Raw genomic sequence first — 20,532 nt, 5'->3', positions numbered from 1 at the left:
CTCCTACTTCCGCATCACTGCGGGTTCATGGCGGCGCAGCAGCCTGGCGACCACGTATCCGAAGACTGCCGACAGGACCACCAGCATCCCCATGTCGAGCAGCCAGACACCCGCGGAGTGCCGGAACAGCGGGTCGGTGGTCAGTTCGCCCGGGACGATCCTGCCGAGGCCGATGGTGCCCGCCATGGCGCCCAGCGCCCAGCGCGAGGGCACCAGCCACGCCAGTTGTTCGACGCCGGGCACGCCGTTCAGCTTGAGGAGTGCGCCGCAGAACACCACCTGGACGATGGCGAGGAACACGAGCAGCGGCATCGTCACCTCTTCCTTGCGCACCAGCGCCGATACGAGGAGGCCCAACATCATGGCGGTGAACGCCAGCAGGGCCACCGCGAGGGTGACTTCCACCAGCGGTGGCAGCAACACCCCGTCGCCGCCGGGCGCGTTGAGGTCGACGCCGAGGAGAGCGACGAGGGTCAGCACGACGGACTGGAGCACCGTGACCGTGCCGAGGACGACGACCTTGGACATCAGATACGCCGATCTGGAGAGCCCCACCGCCCGTTCCCGCCGGTAGATGACGCGTTCCTTGACCAGTTCGCGCACCGCGTTGGCGGCACCGGTCAGGACTCCGCCGACGCAGAGGATGAGCAGCGCGTTCATCGCCGTCTCCTGCGTGAGCCTGCTTCCGGCCAGCGCGCGGGCCATGGCGCCCATCACGAACGGCAGGGCGATCATGATGGCGAGGAACGTGCGGTCCGCGCCGAGCGCGGCCGCGTACCGCCGCACCAGCGTGCGCAGTTGGGATCCCCAGCTCTGCGGCTTCGGAGGCGGCGCGAAGGAGCCGGGCGTGGCCGTGCCGTCCTGCGGGAGGGACATCAGGTACGGCTGCGCGGAGGAGTTGACGATGTAGCGCTGGTGCAGCGGCGAGAGGTGGTAGTCCCGTGCCCAGTCCCGGTCGCGGTCGCCTTCGAAGGCCTCGAACGCCTCCGGCCACTGCGGGAAGCCGAAGAACGGGAGCGCGTCCCGCGGCGGCCCGTAATAGGCGATCTTCCCGCCCGCGGCGAGGACGAGGAGCCGGTCGCACACGTCGAGGCTGAGCACGCTGTGCGTGACGACGATGACCGTGCGGCCGTCGTCGGCGAGGCCGCGCAGCATGTGCATCACCGAGCGGTCCATGCCGGGGTCGAGCCCGGACGTGGGCTCGTCGAGGAAGAGCAGCGAGGGCTTGGTGAGCAGTTCGAGTGCGACACTCACGCGTTTGCGCTGGCCGCCGGAGAGGCTGTGGATGGGCTGGTCGGCGCGGTGTTCCAGGCCGAGTTCGCGGATGACCTCGTCGACTCTGGCCCGGCGTTCCGCCCGCTCGGTGTCCTGGGGGAAGCGGAGTTCGGCGGCGTAGCCGAGGGCGCGGCGCACGGTCAGCTGGACGTGCAGGATGTCGTCCTGCGGTACGAGGCCGATGCGCTGGCGCAGCTCCGCGTAGTCGCGGTAGAGGTCGCGGCCGTCGTAGAGGACGGTGCCGCCGTCCGCGGGGCGCAGTCCGGTGAGGGCGTTGAGCAGGGTGGACTTCCCCGCGCCGCTGGGTCCGACAACGGCCAGCAGGCACTTCTCGCCGACGGGGAACGAGACCTGGTCGAGGAGTGTCTTGCGGCCCCGGTCGACGGTGACCGTCAGGCCCTGGACGTCGAGAGACACCTCGCCCGTGTCGACGTACTCCTGCAGCTGGTCGCCGACGAGGCAGTACGCGCGGTGGCCGACGCCGACGATGTCCCCCGGCGCCAGAGGGGCGCGGTCCACCGGCTGGCCGTTGAGGTAGGTGCCGTTGTGGCTGCCGAGGTCGACGATCTCGTACGTACCGTCCGGGAGGACCCTCAGTTCGGCATGCCGGCGGGAGACGACCAGGTCGTCGATGACCACGTCGTTGTCGTCGGCTCGGCCGATGCGGATGGTGCGGGTGGGCAGCGGGCGCACGGTCGTCGGCTGCCGGAAGGTGCCGGTGGCCGAGGGCGTGCTGACGGAGGAGGGGCGTTCGGGAGCGCGGGGTTCGGGCGGAGTGCGGCCGACGACCACCGCGCGCGGGCCGTCGGTGACGCTGCCGAAGCGGATGACGCTGCCCGGCCCGATTTTCCCCTCTTCGACGCGCCGCCCGTCGGCGTACGTTCCGTTGGTGCTGTGCTCGTCCTCGATGGTCCAGTGATCGAGCTGGGCGTGGAGGACGGCGTGATGCCACGAGACGCGGACGTCGTCGATGACGATGTCGCTCAGCGGGTCGCGGCCCACGTGATAGTCCCGGGTCGGACTCATCACCGTGGAGCCGGTGTCGGTCTCCAGCAAGAGTTCGGGCGCAGTCGGCGCCACAGGCCGCTTCCCCATGCCTGAATTCTACCCATTCGCCCGAAACTCCGCCTGAGGTCGCCACCACCGGCCTCCGCCGGGCCGGTGAGCACGAGGGCGATCAGCGCATGGGTGATGAGTTCGGGCAGTGGATCGAGTCTGCCCAGGCATGACGCGAATCCTCGCGGTGGCTGCCGCGCCCGACCTCGACCGCGCGACGCGGCCGTCCTACGACGACGCACTCCCGGAGGTCCGATGACCACTGTGACCACGGTCCACGCCAATGGGGGTCGCCATCGGCATCGCGTCGTTCGGTGACGACGACGCACCCCTCGTCCTGCTCGCGGGCGGGACGACGATGCTTTCCTGGCCCGACGCGCTGTGCGAGCGCCTCGCCGCCGGCGGGCGCCGCGTGGTGCGCTACGACCTGCGCGACAGCGGGGAGTCGACCAGCGCGGACCCGCAGGCAACCACGGCCGAGAACACCGCGTACGGCAACGCCATCAAGCGTGAACTCAGCGCCCGGGGTTAGGCGGGATCCGACGGCGTCCTGGGTGGTGCAGTTGGGGCGCAGCCTCGTCATGGACCTGGAGGATGCGGGGGCGCGGGTGAAGTTCGTGATCCGCGACCGGGACTCGAAATTCACCGCCTCATTCGACGCCGTCCTCGCGGACGCGAGGATCGAGGTCGTACTCATCGGCATCCGAACTCCCAGGATGAATTCGGCCATGGAACGGTGGGTGCAGACTTGCCGACGCGAGTTGCTGGACCGGACCTTGAGCTGGAACCAGCACCATCTGCTACACGCGCTGCGTGAGTTCGAGCAGTTCTACAACGGGCACCGCCCTCACCGGACGCTCGGCCAAGCCGCGCCGCTTCGAGCTCTACCCGAACCGGTCACAGGCCCGGAGCGGATAACCTCTCTCAGTGTTCGCCGACACAACCGACTCGGTGGCATCCTTCACGAGTATCGGCATCTCGCCTGACCAGCACGGATGATGTATCGGCACCCGCAGCGTCCCGCGTGCTCGATGGTGGCGCGCCGCGCCGCTCAGAGGTGAGGGCCATCGCGGCAGGTCGGTCCGGCCGCCTCGCCGCCGCTTCAAGCTGTCGACGGAGGCATGATCGCTTACCGCCGCACACGCGCGGGTGACGATGCCTGACCGCGATATGGCTGGGGTCAGGCATCGTCACGTCGGGGTGGCCCTTGCCGACTAGGGCGCGTCCACCAGCACGCGGCCGCCGGTCCGGGCGTGTGCCGCGGCGCCGCCCGCGTACGCGTTCTCGACTCGCGAGCGCTCGGCCGCGTCGGGCACCGCGTTACGGCAGCTCGTACCGGCGCTGGAGCCCGACATCAGCTGCGAGCAGGGGCCGGGCTTGGTGTCCGGCAGGCCCAGGTTGTGGCCGAGTTCGTGGGCGACGATGCGGGTCTTGTCGTAGCCCTGGGAGACCGCCTGGCTGCCGAGTTCGACCCGTGCCCGGCCGCCCGGCCGGACCGGTCCGAGTGTGGCCTGCGGCCAGCCGGTTGTGGCCACGATCTGGATCTCCGCTCGGCCACCAGGGGCGGCGCTGACCAGCTTGACGTTGCTGACGTTGCCGTTCCATGAGGCGACCCCGGCAGAGATCGCCTGCTCCCAGCCTGCCGCTCGGCTGGCGTCGTAGCGGAGCGTGACCTGCGCGGCCACGCGCTTCGGCATGGTGGGCTCGGCCGCGGACACGGCGTGTGCCGCCGGGACCGCGGTCAAGAGCATCCCTGCCGCGGCACCGGCTATACCCAACCGTAGAAAGTGCGCCATCACTGTCCTCTCACACGTGGGGGCTCTCGGACCCTTGAGGGACCGAAAGAGGGGACCAAGACGAGTGTCGCGAACATGCCAACCGTGTCAACGGTGCCGAGCCACGGAGGCGGCGCATGCTTACCCGGGAACCCACCGGCGCAGCGAGGCGAACACCAAGCACGCCCACCTGGTCCTGGGCCGCCCCCCGTCCTGCTGCCTCTGCGGCTCACCGAGTTCCTGCGACACCTCGCTGAACAACCGCAGCTGCGACCGTAGCTTTCGCGAGCCCGCCCAGGCCCCCGGTGGCTTTTCCCGGGCAAGCCGATCTCGACCCACGGCATGACTCGGAAGCTCAACCGGCACGGCATCCCGGTTCGCACCGCGCGCGACGCGGCGCCGGCCGCCCTCGCCGCTGATCTCCCCAGCCCGATCCTCGCCGACGTGACCGGGATGCACCGCCACGCCGCACTCCGCTGGGTCGCCTACGCCCGACGCGACTGGGCCGCGTTCTTCGCCGCATGTGCCGGGGAACAAGGGCAGGGTGTTCACGGGTAGGGCTGGTCAGGGCCAGGATGCGTCGGCTGGAGGTCGACCCCGAGTAAGCGCCACTTGAAATGAGTTGCGGCTGATCTTCCTCGAGTTACCCGGCGCGGCGCGTGATCAGGGCCTCCAGACCGTCGAGGATCCGCTCCAGGCCGAAGTCCAGCGCCTCATCCCGGCCGTCCTGTGAGGCAATGGCCGCGGCGAGCGCGGGGAAGCGGTCAGCGTGCTGGTGCACCAGGGGGCCGAGGACGGCCAGGAGGTCCGCCTCGGGCGAGCCGCCCGGACGGGCCGCGCGGGCCTGCTCGGCGATGCCCCGGACGTGCCCGGCCAGCAGCACCGCGGCGTCCATCCGCTCGGGGCCGGTCAGCCCGTGGCCGTCCAGGGCCGCCACCACCCGCTCCAGCCAGCCGAGTTCCTTGGGGCCCATCACCCGCGGGCCGACGGTGGCGTCGAGCAGCCACGGGTGCTCGGTGAACGACCTCGCCAACTCTCGTGCCCAGGCCGTTAGTTGCTCACGCCAGCCGAGCCCTTCCCCGACCGGCGGCGGTCCGCCGACCGCGGCCTCCACCATGAGCGCGACCAGCTCCGCCTTGCCGGGCACATAGCGGTAGAGCGACATCTTGGTGAAGTCGAGCAGCCCGGCCACTTTCTGCATCGAGACGGCGCCGAGGCCCTCGGCGTCCGCGATCTCGACGCCCGCCGCAGCGATCCGCGCCAGGCTCAGCGTGGGCTTCGGCCCCCTGGACGGCTTGGCGGGCGGCCCCCAGAGCAGCCGCACCGCCTCGTTCGTTTCCTCACCCAATTCCCGCTCCGTCCGCATTTCCGCCCGTCCCTTGCGAGGCGCCTTAACTGCGTCTACCGTACACAGAAATAAACCGTGTCCACCAGACGCAGTTATTTGGATAGACTCAGATGGAGTGGTTCACGTGAGCACGAAGGTCCTGATCTCGGGCGCGAGCATCGCCGGCCCCGCGCTGGCCTACTGGCTGGGGCGGTACGGCTTCGAGACCACCGTTGTCGAGCTGGCCCCCGCCCTGCGCGGCGGCGGCCAGGCGGTCGACTTCCGCGGCAAGACCCACCTGACCGTGCTGGAGCGGATGGGCGTGCTCGACGAGCTGCGCGCGCTCGACACCGGCGGCAGCCCGATAACCTTCGTCGACCAGCGCGGCCGTCAGATCCTTCACCTGCCGGCCGACTTCGCGGGCGGGGACGTCGAGGTTCCGCGCGGGGAGCTCGCCCAGGTGCTGCACCAGCGAAGCCTCCCGCGCACCGAGTACCTCTTCGGCGACTCGATCACCGCCCTGGAGGAGACGCCCACCGGTGCCCGGGTGACGTTCCAGCACGGCGCGCCACGCGAGTTCGACCTGGTGATCGGCGCCGACGGGCTGCACTCCAATGTCCGACGGCTCGCCTTCGGCCCAGAGGAGCGCTACGTCCGCCACCTCGGCTACTACGCGGCCACCTGGCAGTTGCCCAACTACCTTGGCCTGCCGACCGGTTCAGTCGGCCTCAACGTCCCCGGCCGGCTTGCCGCCGTCGGCGCCGACCACCGCGACCCGACCAGGGCGGGCGCCTTCTTCGTCTTCGCCTCAACCGAACTCCATTACGACCGCGACGACGTGGCGCAGCAGAAGAAGCTGATCCGGGACGCCTTCGCAGGCCTCGGCTGGGAGGTGCCCCGGCTGCTGGAGAGCCTGGGACAGGCCCCCGAGCTGTACTTCGACTCGATCAGTCGGGCCGACGTCCCGGCCTGGTCCGCCGGTCGGGTCGCCCTGCTCGGCGACGCCGCCTGCGGGGCCACCATCGGCGGCATGGGCACCGGCACCGCCGTGGTGGCGGCGTACGTCCTGGCCGGCGAGCTGGCCCGGGCCCGCGGCGACCACCGCACCGCCTTCGCCCGCTACGAGCACACCCTGCGCGACTACGCTCAGGGCTGCCAGAAGGGCGGAGACCGCACCGGCCCGTTTCTGGCACCCGGCACCGCGACCGGGCTGCGGGTGCGCAACGGGCTGCTGAACCGGCGCTGGATCCTCAACAAGATGCTGAAGATGGGCAAGCAGATCAGCAGCGTCGATCTGCCGGACTACGCAGCCGGGCCGTCCAAGGCCGCTGGCTTCAGTCCCGTGGGCGGACAGGTCAGCCCACAGGCAGCACGCCGCTAGCGGGACCATCCGGTCGCGGACGGCTCGCAGCGCGACGGTGAAACCGTGCACGATCGAATCCTGGCCGGACAGGAAGCTCTCAACTGGCCACGCGCTACAGCGACTACCTCGTGGTACTGAGCCTCGACGCGTTCGTCGAAGAACATGCCGAGGCTCTGGAAGCCGATCTGCTGCACCACTACGGCGCGGACCTCCTCGACTGGCACCGCGGCATCCTGACGTCCCGGCGCCTCGCCATCGTGGCCAAGCACCTGCCACGCGACAGCGCGGTCAACCGCGACCTGCATGGCGAGGCAGTAGACCACTTGGCCGTGGCCAACTGGATGACGGCGACGATCAATTCGAGCGAGTCGGGCGAGGACGCGGACCCGCTGGAGTATCCGGCGCCGGTGCCGCGGCCGGGCCCCCGCAGCCGGAGGAGACGATCCGGACCGTGGAGGCCTCCGAGCCGCCCCGGTCGACCGCCGAGCTCGCTCGCTTCTTCGGCTGAGGCGAATCGCATCGGCGCTCACGACGCGAGCGGTGGATCAGATGAGGTACAGAACAGCAAAAGGCAGGATCATCACGTTGATCACCACCAACAACATGATTCCGCGCCACAGATCACGGCGAGCCTGAGACCTGCCGCCGAACAGCTCCATTTCCGTGCGCGCCCTACCGTGCGGCGCCTTGGGGTCATAAATTATTCGCACTTCTTCCCCGTCGTGCGATATGCGCCCGTCGGCCAAGGGGCTTCGGTACGACGACCGATATCCGTCCACGGTCGTGAAGGAGAAGAATTCAAGCACCCGGCCCTCGTCCCAAGAGGATCCGGTGCACGTGGCGGGAACGGTCACGCCCTTCCTTCGGAGTCGACGCTCCACCAGGAGCGGGTACGCTCCGAACGGGATCACGTAAATCACAGTCGGAATCAGAATGATGAACGCATACAAAATCCACAGAGAATTCTGATAGATCCATCCGGTCACGGAACCCCCAAGTTTTGAAGATCGCAAAGTCGACCTGCCCCGTACTGACCGGTCGCAGGTCCCTGATCGCCCTCGGGCGCCGCCACCCCGGCCTGCTCACCATCCTCACGGCCCGACCCCGACGAGGGACCGCAGGGGGTGGGCCCCACCCGGGTAACCTCCACCGGCGGTGATCGTTATAGACGCGTCGAGGTCGGTGAGGCATGCGGGGGCTGTTGGGATAGGAGTGGTGCATGGCGACCCTGTGTCGGCCGGCCGTATCGGTTCCGGAGCACGTCATCACTATGGAGGAGACGCTCGACCTCGCCCGCTCGCGCCACGAGGACCATCCTCAGCTGCCACTCGCGCTACGCCTGATCGAGAACACCGGGGTGCGGACCCGGCACCTCGTACAGCCGGTCGCGGAGACGCTCGCACACCCCGGCTTCGAGGAACGCAACAGGCGGTACACGGCCGAGGCGAAGGCCCACGTGCCGGTGGTCGTACGGCGCGCACTGGACGACGGTGAGCTGCGGCCCTCGGACATCGACCTGGTCATCTACGTGTCCTGCACCGGCTTCATGATGCCCTCGCTCACAGCCTGGCTGATCAACACGATGGGATTGCCCTCCACCACCCGCCAGTTGCCGATCGCCCAGCTGGGCTGTGCGGCCGGCGGCGCGGCGATCAACCGGGCGCACGACTTCTGCACGGCCCATCCGGGGGCGAACGCACTGATCGTGGCGTGCGAGTTCTGCTCGCTGTGCTACCAGCCCACCGACATCGGCATCGGATCGCTGCTGTCCAACGGCCTGTTCGGTGACGGGGTGGCCGCAGCCGTGGTCCGCGGGACGGGCGGCCACGGCATCCGCCTGGAGCGCAACGGCTCCTACCTCATCCCGGGGACCGAGGACTGGATCTCGTACGCCGTACGGGCCACCGGCTTCCACTTCCTGCTGGACAAGCGCGTGCCGGGCACAATGGAACCGCTCGCCCCGGCCCTGCGGAGCTTCGCCGGATCCCACGACTGGGACGCCTCGGACCTCGACTTCTACATCGTGCACGCCGGCGGCCCGCGGATCCTCACCGACCTGAGTACCTTCCTCGACGTCAAACCGGAGGCGTTCCGCCACAGCCGGGCCACGCTCACCGAATACGGGAACATCGCGAGCGCCGTCGTACTGGACGCGCTGCGCCGCCTGTTCGACGAGGGGGGCGCCACCGACCGGGCCCGCGGCCTGCTGGCGGGATTCGGCCCGGGCATCACCGCCGAGATGGCGCTGGGCCGCTGGAGCCGTACGTCATGACCGCTGTGGAAGGAGACCCGATGACCGTGTCCCCCCTGCCCTCGGAGGCCCCGCCCAGCGGCCTGGTCGTGCCGCCGGGCGAAGGCCGTACTCTGCGCGCCGCCGCCCAGCACGTGACGTTCAAGGTGACCGGCGCGCAGTCGCGTACCGCGTCGAGCTTCGAGGTGCTCGTGCCCCCGGGTTTCGACGTCGGCGCGCACGTCCACGCGCGCAGCGAGGAGCTGTTCTACGTTCTCGAAGGCGAACTCGACGTGCTCGCCTTCGAGCCCCGCGTACGCACCCGGGACGACTGGCGGGGATGGCGGTCACCGAAGGGGGAGCGCGTGGTCCGCGCCACGCCCGGCACGGTCATCCTGGTCCCGCCCGGCTGCCCGCACGCCTTCGCCAACCCCACCGAGGCCCCGGCCAGGATGTTCTTCCAGTCTTCGCCTCCACCGGACCACGAGCGGTACTTCGAGGAGCTGCTGGAGATCCTGTCCGCCACCTCAGCCGACGTGCCCGCGGACCACGAGGCCATTGCCGCGCTGCGCCGCCGCTACGACATCGAGCAGCTCACCCCGCTGCGCCACGACGGGCAGGTGGGGAGCCGATGACGCGGGATGGCACGGCCCCCCTGTACGAGGTGGAGGACCTGACGGCACTGGAATTCGACCCGTTTCTCCGCGAGGCGCTGCGGGGAGAGCCGGTCATCCGGATCCGGCTGGCCCACGGCGCCCCCGGCGAGTGCTGGCTGGCGACCCGTCACGACATCGTCCGGTTCGTCACCTCCGATCCCCGGTTCAGCCGCGACATCGTCGGCCGCCCGCTCCCCAGCATGAACAAGTACCTCGTCCCGCTGGACCGCGCGGTCAGCTTCGTCGACCCGCCCGACCACACCCGCATCCGCTCCGTGGTCTCCTCCGCGTTCAACCGTTTCGGCACGGCGGCCCTGCGCCCCCGCGCCCAGGCTGTACTCGACGAGCACATCGACGCGATGCTGGCGGCCGGACCGCCCGCCGACCTGGTTCGCCACGTCACCTCCCCCTTCCCCGTACACGTCATCGGAGAGCTGCTGGGGGTCCCGGAAACCGACCGGCCGCGCCTGTGCGCGTGGGCGAACACCATCTTGACCCGTGCGAAGGACGAGTCGGAGGTCGAACGGGCACGGCAGGCCAAGGCCGAAGTCCGCGCCTTCTTCCGTGAACTGGCCCGCGAGCGCCGGGCCCGGCCGCGGCGCGACCTCGTCAGCGACCTGGTGGCGGCGGTCGACAGCGGCAGCATCGAAGAGGAGGAACTCCTCGCCCTGGCCACACTGATGGGGATCAACGGCTGGCACGCGGTGCGCAACCACACCTCCAACATGGCCTACCTCCTGCTCACCGACGACACCCTGATGAACCGGCTACGGACCGACCTGGACGCCGTACCGGCGGCCGTGGAGGAGCTGCTGCGCTGGATCCCTCACAAGCACGGCGTGGGACAGGCCCGCATCGCCACCGAGGACGTCGAGGTGGGAGGCAACGTGATCCGGCGCGGCGAAGCCGTGTACGTGTCCTACGTGGCAGCCAACTGGGATGAGCAGCACTACCCCGAGCCGCACCGGATCGACATCGACCGCGCCGGCCCGCCCCATGTCGCCTTCGGATACGGCCCGCACCACTGCCTGGCACCCATGCTGGCCCGCATGGAGGCCGAACTGCTCCTCACCACCCTCGTCTCCCGCCTCCCCGGCCTGCGCCTGGCCGTCGGCCCCGGCGAAGTCGCCTGGCAGAAGGACGTACTCATCCGGGGGCCCGTAGCCCTCCCGGTCACCTGGTGAGGGAGAAGGGGCCCGCCCCAGAGGTCTTTTGAAGACGGACCGACCCTAGGCAGTCTCAGGCGCCTTCTACACGGGCGGAGCATCCTGAACCCCCTCCGGCGGCAGGCCAGACGGTGTGTGATCCGTCGTGGTTCGGTTGGCGCATGAGGACTCGGGTCGCGAAGACGCGGGTGCCAGGGGCTCATCGACGTCGGTGGGTCGACGCTCGCGCCGGGTTCGGAGACTCATCTCCTTCTGCAGGCCGGACAGGCGGTGGTCCGCGCCGCGAGCAGTACCGCGAGCCTCGATGGCCTCGGTCCGAAGCTGCTTGGCGGCCTCGTTGTCGTTGGCCTTGGCGCGCCGAAGCAGCTCGGCCTTCCCCTGCACCGGCATGCCCGCCGCCGTCAGCACCGCTTCGTGTTCATTGACCGGTCCGGCCTGCACGGCCACTTCTTGGAGCAGCGTCTTCATCTGCACCAGTTCTCGTCCGGTCTCGTCACGGGTACGAAGTAGTGCCTCCCGGTCCGCTTCGGCCGCAGCACGCTCGTCGCCCCGGAGCGCCGAGCGCCCGAAACGGCCCGTCGCGGTGAGCTGCTGTTCAAGGTCTTCGATACGGGCCTGCGTGCCGTTCAGTCGGACGGTGCGTTCAGCGATCGTGTAGTCCAGCGCTCGGACTTCGCGGATGGCCACGGCCCGCTCGGCGACGTCCTGATGACGGCTTTGCAGCGCGAGCGAGTACGAGCCTGATCCGGCAGCAGCCTCCCGTTCGGCACGAGCGGCGGCGCCTTCGCCTTTCTGCCGCCGTGCTGGTGGCGCGCGCGGCCCTCGTCGCCTTTCGTGCAGCGTCGCGCAGGGCTGCATCACTGAGGTCGGCGTACGGGCGGTCAGCCATCGACGCGGCTTCGGGAGGGGTGGTCAGCTCCTCGTGGCGCCCGGCTGTGGCTGGGGCAGATCGGACGTCGGGCACTACCGGCTCTCCCGGAGCGTCCGCGGGGCCGCGCTGACTCGGCAGATCCGCCGCCGCCTGGCGGACGTGGGCGGGGACCGCGTCCTTCGGGAGTTCGGCGAGGATTATGCATTCCTCAATGCCGTTCTCGATCTCGCGGATGAGGCCGGCGACGGCGCGGTCGAGCTGTTCTTGCTCGGTGAGTGCGTCGCCGTGGCGGGCGCGGTCGGCGTCGGTTTCGTAGACGGAGAGCGGCAGGAAGAGGTGGGACTCCTTCTTGCCGCGGCTCATCATCGTGTAGAGGGCGTTCGCCTGGGCGCCGGGGCCGTAGACCAGGGCCTCCTGGACGCTGAGACCCTGCGGCTTGTGGCCCGTGATCGCGTATCCATCGGCTGAGCCCGCCCTGTGCGATGTAGTCGGCATCGGCCCATTCGGCGACGTCACGGTGGCCGTCGGAGGTCTTCTCCCCGGCCGCCCGGTGGTGGTCATCGAGCCGCACCACGACGACTTCACCCTCTCCACGTCCGGGCGGTTCCTTGTCCGGCCCCGTCCGCTGACCGTCGTCACAGTCTTCACCACATCCACGACCGTCGACCCCGCGCTCCAGCCCGAATATCCGACCCCGGAAGCTGTCTCCGCCCTGCGCGCCCCAGAAGGAGCCGTCACGCTGCGCACATGCGATGCCAGGCGGCACCTCATGGGCTACACGGACGCCGCCCGCCCCTACCGCGCCTACGACAAAGCCCGCCTGGACGAGATCACCCACGCCCTGTAGGCGCGGCCGCTGCCGCCCGCGGTCCGGTCAGGCGTGCGCGCTGCTGCAGCGCAGTGAAGTCCAGACGGCCGCCCTGGAGGACCACGAGCTCCCCATCAGCCACCAAGTCCTCCTCCACCCGGGCGGCAGCGGCCACGAGATCTGGGTAGGCGCCGCTGAGATCGGCGCCACGGCGGGATTGGAGGTGGAGCTTGCCGGACCGGATGTAGGCAATGACCCGGTTTCCGTCCTTCTCCAGACTTCGACATGTCTCATGAGACACATAGCACCCCGATAGGGGCCCGTCCGTCAGGCAGGGTGAGCTCCCCCAGTGCCGGTAGCAAAGATGCCGTGAGCCCCGAATGGTCCCAGAGAAAGATTGTCCTCGGCGGCTCCAACGACGGAATCGGCCGACGGGTGTGCGGTCACAAGGTGGCGGTGGTGAGGAAGGCATCTTTGGCGGGGCTGGTGGTCCGTGGGGAGTACAGGGCGTGCAGGGGTGCGTAGAGGGGTGGGTCAAGGGCGACGATGCTTACGGCGCCGCCGGCGGCGGGGCCTGGGGGTGTGGTGACGAAGGCGAGTCGGTCGGTGCCGATGACGGCAGTGACCGGTGGGGTGCCCTGGAGTGGGGTGCGTTCGGTACGGGGTTCGAAGCCGGCCGCGCGGCAGTGGCCGATGAGCAGGTCGGTGTATCCGGAGTGGCCGGGCTGGCCCCAGACGAGGAAGTGCTGGTCGGCGAGGTTGGACAGAGCCACGGACGTGCATGCGGCAAGGGGGTGGTGCGCGGCGACCGCGATGTTGAGGGGCTGGTGGCCCAGGGTGGTGCGGGCCAGGCCGTGCGGCGGGGGCAGCGCACGGCACAGTCCGATGTCGAGGTCTCCGGCCAAAAGGGCATCGGTCAGTTCTGCCGGGTAGCGCTGGTTGACGTCGGTAGCCAGATGGGGGTGGACGGCACCTAGTTGCCGCAGCAGAGCAATGACCTCCTCCCCGGTGACGGCCGGGGTGTGGCCCAGGCGCAGCATCTCCTTCTCGCCGCGGCCGATGCGGCGGGCACGTTGGAGAGCGGACCTGGCCACGCCGCGCAGTACGCGGGCGTCCTCGACCAAGGAGCTTCCGGCGGGCAGCAGCACCACGCCATTGGCGGTGCGTTCCAACAGGGGCACGCCTACTTCGCGTTCCAGCACGCGGATGGAGGTGGACAGCGCCTGCTGCGACAGGTGCAGGCGGGCGGCGGCGCGGGTGATGTTTCCCTCCTCGGCCACTGCGATCAGGTGCTCCAGCTTGTTCAGGTCCAGCCCCACCGTCAGCTCACCTCATGGATGTGGCAGCAGTGGACGGCGAGGTTGGTAGTCATTCCTTGTCTCCCCATGTGCCGGAATCGGATACGGTTCGCTCTCGCCCGGCCGGCCGCGTCGGCAGGGGCGCGGCCGGCGTCGGCGGGCGGTGGCTTATCGGGTGGTGTAGCCGCCGTTGGCGAGCAGCGTCTGGCCGGTGATCCACCAACCCTCGGTCGCCAGGAACTTGATCAGCGGGACGATGTCCTCGATGTGGGTGAGCTGGTTGCCCATGGCCTGCGACTTGTGGAACTCCACCCGTTCCGGGGTCTCCTGCCCGTAGAAGAACGGCGTGTCCATCGGGCCCGGGGCCACCACGTTCACCGAAATCGACCGGTCGGCGAACTCCTTGGCCGCCGCCCGTGTGAAGTGCTCCAGCGGCGCCTTGCCGCCCGCGTAGGTGGAGTAGCCGTCGGTGAAGGCGGCCAGCAGGGACGTACCCAGGCTGATGATCTTCCCGTGGTCGTTCAGGCGACGCCCCGCCTCCTGGATGAAGAAGTACCCGGCCTTGGCGTTGATACCGAACATGCGGTCGTAATCTTCCTCGGTGGTCTCCAGGATCGGCTTGCGCAGCACCATCCCGGTTGTATTCACCGCCACATCGACGTCGCCGTAGGTGTCGACCGCGGTGTCGAACAGCCGCCGAACACTCGCGACGTCCGTCAGGTCCCCCTGCACGGCCACCGCCTGCCCGCCGGCGTCCTGAACGGCCTGCACAGTCTCCTTGGCCTCCTTCTCCGAGGTGTGGTAGTGCACCACGACCTTCGCCCCGGCCTCGGCGAACGTCCTGCTGAGCAACCCGCCCAGGTTCTTCTCGCCTCCGCCGATGACCGCGACCTTGTCTTTCAGCATGTGCTCGGCCATGTCCGACACCTCCTCATATCCTCGTCAGTGACCGGATTGATCACTTCCACCCACGAGGCTAGGCAGACCTACTGGACGCAGGCCAACGCAACGTATGCGTAGCCTCACAAACGTCGTCGATACCCGCTGGTCACACTGTGCTTTGCGGCATTGCGGAGGTCGGCGGATCACTGGCCCGTCCGCGTAGACAGGTGGGCCCGGTGAGCCGCATCTACGACCGCATCGTCTTGACGTCCTTGCGTTCCAGTGCCAGCGACGGAAACCACGGCAACACAGGCTCTACCGGGCGCTCGCGTCATCCAGCAGGATCGGCGTAGCCGAAGGCACCACACACCGGCCGAACGCAGCTGACAGCTCTGCCTGGCTCAATTCAGCGACCTGGCCGACCTTCCAGACCTTCCGCTGGTCCGTGAAAAAGCAGCTGCACGTGACCCCACAGTCATGCGTCACCACTCCAGGCACGTGCAGTCTTCCGGTGCCGGTCGGAGGTGTGCTGGGAGATGCTGCGGTGCCACTCGGATGAGACAGCTAAATGTCTGGAGAACCATCGACCTTCTGCTGCCAGATCGCATCACGAACGTGCCCTGCCATCGGCAGAGACTCACCGGCCCGAGCCAGCATCGGCTCGATCGTAGGCGTCAGCACACCCACCACCCTGCCGCGGGCCCGTGCTTTCCGCTTGGCAGGGCGGCCCCTCACAGGTCCCGTGACCTGCGTGGGGAGCGAAAAGTACAGGGGGATCTCCCTGGCGGTCGAGGATGCGGCGGGCACGCGATGGTGGCGGTGACCCGCGTCCGGCGACCTGGGCTGTCCACAGGAACAGCTGTCCACCGCGGCCTCGCCCTACCGCGCTGCTCCCACACAGAACGGGGAGCCTGATGCACAGGGTAGATCTCGCTCAGACCACCGCCGCCGCGCGTCGGCGATGCCGGACGACGTACACGGGGAGACGCTGGCGCTCATCGGCTCCGTGGCGACGAGCCGAGAGTCCGGCGCCGGGCAGCCAGTTGCGGCAGCCGACACCGCGTTGCGCGGCCGGTGCTGGATTATCTACATGGCGCCCGCGCGGGAGCAGCCGGCCCGCGCGGCGGACAGCCCACGCTCCGGTCCTCCGGGGGGAACTGCCTCACTTCCTGCTCCGCGCGGATTCCCCCATCCTCGGCCACCCAGAGGAGCGGCGTCCGGCCGGCATCGGCAGAATCCGTCCTAGATTTATTGCCGCTCAGTGCGTCTGCCGGGACCGACCGAAGAGGTGAAGCCGCTGTTTCGGACCGGGGAGCCCACCGTGCCTGATCTCTCCAATGACGTTGCATCGTCCACATCTGTTCCTGACCCGACCACGGCTGGTTGGACGAGGAAAGCTTCCGGAAATGCGAAAATCCCCGGCCGAGGGCCGGGGGGCTTGACTGCCCATTGGACAGGCCTCTGCCCAGAAGGGGAACTGTTCTGCAGCCTCAACTCAGCTGGCTGCACAGTCCCGTTGGTCAATAAATCTCAGGGGGATAAGAAGTCAAAAGGAGCCGCGAGTCTTGATCGCTACTGAGGCCGCTGATTGGCTGGCCGACATGAATGATCTCGGACCCGTTGCGTGGCCGCCGGCACTGATCAAGACCGAGAGGCTCGTGCTGCGTGAGCCCGAGCCCCGGGACCGTGCGGCGTTCATCGAGCTGCACGCCTCGCCGGAGGTGAACACCTACCTCGGCGGCCCCCGCCCGCGCGACCAACTTGAGCGCGAGACGCCCGAGGTGCCTGGGCGGCGGACCGGGAGTTTTGTCGTCGATCTCGACGGGACCATGATCGGCCAGATCCTGCTCAGGAGAGCAACGGAACACGCTTGCCCCGCTGCCGTAGGGAAGATCGATCTCGGCTACCTGTTCCTGCCGCGGGCGTGGGGATTTGGGTATGCCGCCGAAGCGTGCGCGGCAGCACTGGACTGGCTCGAAGGCGTCGACCCGCGTGAGCCGGTGGTGCTTGCCACCCAGACCGCCAACGTGCGCTCGATGCGCCTCGCGGCGAAGCTGGGATTCACCGAAGTGGCGCGGTTCCGGGCCTGGGACGCCGATCAGTGGCTCGGCATGCGGCCCCCGGTCACGCCCTCCGATTGAGTTCGTGCTTCGGCAGCGTGGATCTGTCGCAAGGCCTAGTTCTCGTTGACGGAGGCGGGCCGGTACGCGGGGACCGGCATACTTCGTCGCCAGGTCGCCAGCGGCTTCTGCCGGTGCCGCGCGGAAGAGGCGCCGCGGGCAATCTCCCCGAGCCAGTTCCGGTCATACGGGCTGTGGGACGACAGCTCCTCCAGGCCCACGCCCGCCTGCGTGCTTCTGGCCGTCGCCCGCGACCCCACCTCCCGCCTCCCGCCTCCCGCCTCCGTGACATTGCAGCGGCCTGCCACATCACCGAACGCACCGCCCAGGCCGTTCAAGCGCCGGGGTGTCGGCGCCGGTGCCGTGAGTGGTGGCGCCGTTCGCGCGGGCGCCCTTGTGCAGGTCGGCGTAGGGGATGCCGAAGGGCGGGGAGCTAAAGCCGCCGACGCCACCGGCCGGAGCAGGACCGACGGTGGCGAGCCCCACGCCTCGTGCGGTAGCAGTCAGCGCCGTTGGCGCATCAGGCTGCCGCCATGACGACTCCAGACGGCGTGGGGGGCGTAGCTCAGGAACGGACCCGCTCTCACCCACGACTCTTGAAGTAGGGGAAACAAGTGACAGCGAGACCAATGACGAAGGCTCCCAATACCAGCTCTGCCGGCGCATTGATGGAAGGAACAATAATGCCCGCCGTAAGCAACTCATCACCCCCTCGCTTGAAAACCCATATGGAGACCCAGCCACGTTTCCAGTGGGTCAGCTGGTGTCGTATCTCGCGCGCGGCTGCCGTCCGTCTCTCGGTCTCGTGGACCGGCACCGGGGCCGGGCCGCGGCGGCACGGTACTAGAACGATGACCATGGCGCCCCACTCGACCAGGATGCGCGACAGTTCGAGGGCGGCAGAAGGTCAGCAGGGCTCCCGCGCTGTGGGTTGAGACGTGGAACAGCTCACTCAACGGCACGGATGCCTTGTGTGTTGCGAGAGGTCCCTACCAGCCCCGTATTCAGGGCCGCCGACTTCCTTTGTTGGCCCACATTCCCCCCATGAACATGTAGCCGAAAAGAATAATGAGCATGGGTATGCCTATGGCCCACCCGGCCCCTTGCCCCAGCCCTGACATCCACACCATGATCGGCCAGAAGACAAGCCCCAGAATTATCAAGCCGCCAAGAAAAACACTGAGACGCTTTGAATGCTGGCTCATCCCCTGTCCTTTCGTTCGTCTGCGGGAGCGCCTGCACGCTCCCGCAGACGCTCAATTTCGGCGCCCATGGCATCAGTGGCCGTATCCGCCCCTACTCGGAGTACCAGGAGCATCCTGGTCCCTCCCCCGCTCCCTCTGCGAGCCCCGGCATGTCCCGGCGCCGCACACAGGGCGTCGCTGAAGGCGGGGCCCGACACCCGGTCGGGGTGCGGCAAGCGGCGGGGCAAGGTGATCGCTGGTGTGATGTAGGGGTGAGGCTGCGGCGGCCGGGCACCCGGTCGGGCACGGGTCAACCGACGATGACGGGCGGGAACGCATCATGGCTGTACGGCACCGACTGATCGAACGTCCGCCGCGCGATGTCTGGGCGGTCCTGGAGGACGGCACCCGTTATGCCGACTGGGTGGTCGGCACCCATGAGTCCAAGCCCGTCGACGATGCGTGGCCGCAGACGGGATCCCGTATCGAGTACACCGTGCGGCTGGGGCCGTGGGAGCTGTCGGGGCACACGACCGTGCGCCGGTGTGAGGCCCCCCGCCTGCTGGAGCTGGAGGTCGACAGCGGCCGGCTGGGCACCGCGCGCATCGCCATCGACGTACGGCCATGGGGTGAGCACACGCTGGTGATCCTTGACGAACACCCGCTGCGCGGGCCGGGCGGGCTGCTGCACTCCGCGGCCGTCGACGTCCTGATCCAGGTGCGCCACCGCGCCATGCTCGCCCGGCTGGCCGACGTCGTCGAGCACTCCCCGCACCAGCCGGCCCGTGCGGCGCACTGAATCCCGGCCCGCCCGTCGGCCGTCTCACCGGCCCTCCCGCACGGCGGGCTGGGCGACGCGAGGGAAGTAGGAGGCACTCATGCCGGACGCGGTAGTGATCGGCGCGGGCCCCAACGGTCTCGTCGCGGCGAATCTCCTGGCCGACGCCGGATGGAGCGTGGAGGTCCTCGAGGAGCAGCCGGAGCCCGGCGGTGCCGTGCGCAGCGACCGCGGTGTCCACCCCGACTACGTCAGCGATCTGTTCAGCGCCTTCTACCCGTTGGCCGCGGCCTCCCCCGTCCTGGCGGGCCTGCGCCTCCACGAGGAGGGGCTGCGCTGGAGTCATGCCCCCGCGGTGGTGGCGCACCCGCTCCCGGACGGGCGGTGCGCGGTCATGGAGCGTCGCGGGCAGGACACCGCGGCCGGGCTGGAGGCCTTCGCCGACGGGGACGGGGACGCCTGGCTCGAACTCCACGACATCTGGGAACGCCTGGGCCCGGACATCCTCCGCGCTCTTTTCACCCCCTTCCCGCCCGTGCGGTCCGCGGCCCGTCTCGCCGCCCGGCTGCGCGCCGCGGGCGGGCTGCGGCTGGCCCGTACTCTGCTGCTGCCCGCCCGGCGGCTGGGCGAAGAGGAGTTCCGCGGCGAGGCGGGCCGACTGCTGCTGGCGGGCAACGCGCTGCACGCGGACCTCTCCCCCGAGTCGGCGGGCAGCGGCGGCTTCGGCTGGCTGATGTCGATGCTCGGCCAGAGCCACGGCTTTCCCGTCCCCGTCGGCGGGGCCGGCGCGCTCACCGCGGCCCTGGTACGGCGCTTCCAGCGGCGCGGCGGGGTGCTGCGCTGCGGCGAGCGGGTCGAGGAGATCGTCGTACGCGGCGGGCGGGCCGTGGGCGTGCGCACAGCCCGGGGCGAGGCGGTCGCCGCCTCACGTGCCGTGCTCGCCGACGTGTCCGCTCCCGCCCTGTACGGCCGCCTGGTCGATGCCCGGCACCTGCCCGGCCGGCTGCTGCGCGATCTGGAACGGTTCCAGTGGGACTTCGCCACCTTCAAGGTCGACTGGGCACTGTCGGGGCCGGTTCCCTGGAACGCGCCGGGGGCCGGGCGGGCGGGAACGGTCCACTTGGCCGACGGCGTCGACGGCCTCACCCGTTTCGCCGCGCAGATCGCCATGGGCCAGGTGCCCGACCGGCCCTTCCTCCTGTTCGGTCAGATGACCACGGCCGACGCCTCGCGTTCCCCGGCCGGCACCGAGTCGGCCTGGGCGTACACCCACATCCCGCACCGGATCAAGGGCGATGCGGGCGAGGAGGGCCTGAGCGGGCTCTGGGACCGGCGCGAGCAGGAGGTCATGGCCGACCGGATGGAAGCGGAGGTCGAGCGGTGGGCGCCAGGCTTCCGCTCCACGATCCGCTCCCGGCGGCTGCTCGCTCCCACCACCCTTGAGGCGCTGGACGCCAACCTGCACGGCGGCGCGATCAACAACGGCACCACCGCGATGCACCAGCAACTGGTGTTCCGCCCCACCCCCGGCACCGGTCGGCCCGAGACGCCGGTGCCCGGGCTCTTCCTCGCCTCCGCCGCCGCCCACCCCGGCGGCGGTGTCCACGGCGCGCCCGGCGCCAACGCCGCGCGCGCCGCCCTGCGCGTGCGGAGCCCCTCAGACCTGCTCAGCCGCGCCCAGCGGGCCCTCGACCGGCGGGACTGGAAGGGCGGGCGCACCGGCGGGTCCTGAGGCGGGCACCG

At 69.6% G+C, this 20,532-nt stretch carries 19 protein-coding genes and 1 pseudogene; 12 read left to right on the top strand and 8 right to left on the bottom strand.

Annotated features, from left to right (window positions below; translation table 11 throughout):
• Positions 1 to 3: 3 nt before the first annotated feature.
• Positions 4 to 2,370: an ABC transporter ATP-binding protein/permease gene (locus ACZ7DY_RS17300; protein WP_471135906.1), complete on the bottom strand. Its 2,367-nt coding sequence runs from the start codon at positions 2,368 to 2,370 to the stop codon at positions 4 to 6.
• Between the two features lie 244 nt (positions 2,371 to 2,614).
• On the opposite strand from ACZ7DY_RS17300, the gene ACZ7DY_RS17295 reads away from it, so the two are divergent.
• Both ACZ7DY_RS17295 and ACZ7DY_RS17290 read left to right on the top strand, forming a co-directional pair.
• Positions 2,615 to 2,863: an alpha/beta fold hydrolase gene (locus tag ACZ7DY_RS17295; protein ID WP_471135903.1), complete on the top strand. Its 249-nt coding sequence runs from the start codon at positions 2,615 to 2,617 to the stop codon at positions 2,861 to 2,863.
• Positions 2,856 to 3,317 (top strand): annotated as a pseudogene (locus tag ACZ7DY_RS17290) (integrase core domain-containing protein); the annotation flags it as partial. The gene ACZ7DY_RS17295 and the pseudogene ACZ7DY_RS17290, both read left to right, overlap by 8 nt.
• A 228-nt stretch (positions 3,318 to 3,545) precedes the next feature.
• Here the strand turns inward: ACZ7DY_RS17290 and ACZ7DY_RS17285 are convergent.
• Entirely contained in the window at positions 3,546 to 4,127 is a 582-nt protein-coding gene (locus ACZ7DY_RS17285) for a snapalysin family zinc-dependent metalloprotease (RefSeq protein WP_471135901.1), read from the bottom strand.
• Positions 4,128 to 4,448: 321 nt separating this feature from the next.
• Between ACZ7DY_RS17285 and ACZ7DY_RS17280 the strand changes: the two genes are divergently transcribed.
• On the top strand, positions 4,449 to 4,664 hold the full coding sequence (locus tag ACZ7DY_RS17280) for a hypothetical protein (protein WP_471135898.1): 216 nt from the start codon (positions 4,449 to 4,451) through the stop codon (positions 4,662 to 4,664).
• A gap of 85 nt (positions 4,665 to 4,749) precedes the next feature.
• Here ACZ7DY_RS17280 and ACZ7DY_RS17275 read toward each other — a convergent pair whose 3' ends face one another.
• On the bottom strand, positions 4,750 to 5,454 hold the full coding sequence (locus ACZ7DY_RS17275) for a TetR/AcrR family transcriptional regulator C-terminal domain-containing protein (protein WP_471135896.1): 705 nt from the start codon (positions 5,452 to 5,454) through the stop codon (positions 4,750 to 4,752).
• A gap of 124 nt (positions 5,455 to 5,578) precedes the next feature.
• Here ACZ7DY_RS17275 and ACZ7DY_RS17270 point away from each other — a divergent pair, with 124 nt between their 5' ends.
• Positions 5,579 to 6,814: an FAD-dependent monooxygenase gene (locus ACZ7DY_RS17270; protein ID WP_471135893.1), complete on the top strand. Its 1,236-nt coding sequence runs from the start codon at positions 5,579 to 5,581 to the stop codon at positions 6,812 to 6,814.
• A gap of 527 nt (positions 6,815 to 7,341) precedes the next feature.
• On the opposite strand, the gene ACZ7DY_RS17265 is transcribed toward ACZ7DY_RS17270, so the two are convergent.
• On the bottom strand, positions 7,342 to 7,782 hold the full coding sequence (locus tag ACZ7DY_RS17265; RefSeq protein WP_471135891.1) for a hypothetical protein: 441 nt from the start codon (positions 7,780 to 7,782) through the stop codon (positions 7,342 to 7,344).
• Between the two features lie 233 nt (positions 7,783 to 8,015).
• Here ACZ7DY_RS17265 and ACZ7DY_RS17260 point away from each other — a divergent pair, with 233 nt between their 5' ends.
• Genes ACZ7DY_RS17260 through ACZ7DY_RS17250 form a run of 3 tightly spaced genes read left to right on the top strand, consistent with a single transcriptional unit; the run spans position 8,016 to position 10,866 of the window.
• Entirely contained in the window at positions 8,016 to 9,068 is a 1,053-nt protein-coding gene (locus tag ACZ7DY_RS17260; protein ID WP_471135888.1) for a type III polyketide synthase, read from the top strand.
• A gap of 20 nt (positions 9,069 to 9,088) precedes the next feature.
• Entirely contained in the window at positions 9,089 to 9,661 is a 573-nt protein-coding gene (locus tag ACZ7DY_RS17255; protein WP_471135886.1) for a cupin domain-containing protein, read from the top strand.
• Positions 9,658 to 10,866, top strand: coding sequence for a cytochrome P450 (locus tag ACZ7DY_RS17250; RefSeq protein ID WP_471135883.1), 1,209 nt, complete (start codon positions 9,658 to 9,660; stop codon positions 10,864 to 10,866). Before ACZ7DY_RS17255 ends, ACZ7DY_RS17250 begins: the two co-directional genes overlap by 4 nt.
• A 66-nt stretch (positions 10,867 to 10,932) precedes the next feature.
• Here the strand turns inward: ACZ7DY_RS17250 and ACZ7DY_RS17245 are convergent, their stop codons facing one another.
• Positions 10,933 to 11,709, bottom strand: a complete 777-nt coding sequence (locus ACZ7DY_RS17245; RefSeq protein WP_471135881.1) for a hypothetical protein — start codon at positions 11,707 to 11,709, stop codon at positions 10,933 to 10,935.
• A gap of 61 nt (positions 11,710 to 11,770) precedes the next feature.
• Here ACZ7DY_RS17245 and ACZ7DY_RS17240 point away from each other — a divergent pair, with 61 nt between their 5' ends.
• Together ACZ7DY_RS17240 and ACZ7DY_RS17235 are read left to right on the top strand one after the other, a co-directional pair.
• Positions 11,771 to 12,187 carry a hypothetical protein gene (locus ACZ7DY_RS17240; RefSeq protein ID WP_471135878.1) on the top strand — a complete coding sequence of 139 codons (417 nt, stop codon included), beginning with the start codon at positions 11,771 to 11,773 and terminating at the stop codon, positions 12,185 to 12,187.
• Positions 12,165 to 12,566, top strand: coding sequence for a hypothetical protein (locus tag ACZ7DY_RS17235; RefSeq protein ID WP_471135876.1), 402 nt, complete (start codon positions 12,165 to 12,167; stop codon positions 12,564 to 12,566). The genes ACZ7DY_RS17240 and ACZ7DY_RS17235 overlap by 23 nt, the downstream gene beginning before the upstream one ends.
• Here the strand turns inward: ACZ7DY_RS17235 and ACZ7DY_RS17230 are convergent.
• The 3 genes from ACZ7DY_RS17230 to ACZ7DY_RS17220 all read right to left on the bottom strand — a co-directional run bounded on the left by ACZ7DY_RS17230 (position 12,550) and on the right by ACZ7DY_RS17220 (position 14,743).
• Positions 12,550 to 12,999 (bottom strand): ATP-dependent DNA ligase, encoded by a 450-nt coding sequence (locus ACZ7DY_RS17230; RefSeq protein WP_471135874.1) that lies wholly within the window; start codon positions 12,997 to 12,999, stop codon positions 12,550 to 12,552. The two genes, ACZ7DY_RS17235 and ACZ7DY_RS17230, sit on opposite strands and share 17 nt — an antisense overlap.
• Entirely contained in the window at positions 12,971 to 13,846 is an 876-nt protein-coding gene (locus ACZ7DY_RS17225) for a LysR family transcriptional regulator (RefSeq protein WP_471135872.1), read from the bottom strand. The genes ACZ7DY_RS17230 and ACZ7DY_RS17225 overlap by 29 nt, the downstream gene beginning before the upstream one ends.
• 147 nt (positions 13,847 to 13,993) lie before the next feature.
• Positions 13,994 to 14,743, bottom strand: a complete 750-nt coding sequence (locus tag ACZ7DY_RS17220) for an SDR family oxidoreductase (RefSeq protein ID WP_471135869.1) — start codon at positions 14,741 to 14,743, stop codon at positions 13,994 to 13,996.
• Between the two features lie 1,565 nt (positions 14,744 to 16,308).
• Here ACZ7DY_RS17220 and ACZ7DY_RS17215 point away from each other — a divergent pair.
• From ACZ7DY_RS17215 to ACZ7DY_RS17205, 3 genes are all read left to right on the top strand, one after another.
• Positions 16,309 to 16,848 carry a GNAT family N-acetyltransferase gene (locus ACZ7DY_RS17215; RefSeq protein ID WP_471136688.1) on the top strand — a complete coding sequence of 180 codons (540 nt, stop codon included), beginning with the start codon at positions 16,309 to 16,311 and terminating at the stop codon, positions 16,846 to 16,848.
• A gap of 1,503 nt (positions 16,849 to 18,351) precedes the next feature.
• Positions 18,352 to 18,810: an SRPBCC family protein gene (locus tag ACZ7DY_RS17210; protein ID WP_471135866.1), complete on the top strand. Its 459-nt coding sequence runs from the start codon at positions 18,352 to 18,354 to the stop codon at positions 18,808 to 18,810.
• 79 nt (positions 18,811 to 18,889) lie between these two features.
• On the top strand, positions 18,890 to 20,521 hold the full coding sequence (locus ACZ7DY_RS17205; RefSeq protein WP_471135864.1) for a phytoene desaturase family protein: 1,632 nt from the start codon (positions 18,890 to 18,892) through the stop codon (positions 20,519 to 20,521).
• The last annotated feature ends 11 nt before the right edge of the window (positions 20,522 to 20,532 follow it).

Source organism: Streptomyces sp. NPDC037013 (assembly GCF_055607265.1).
This window is presented reverse-complemented; position numbering and strand designations above follow the sequence as displayed.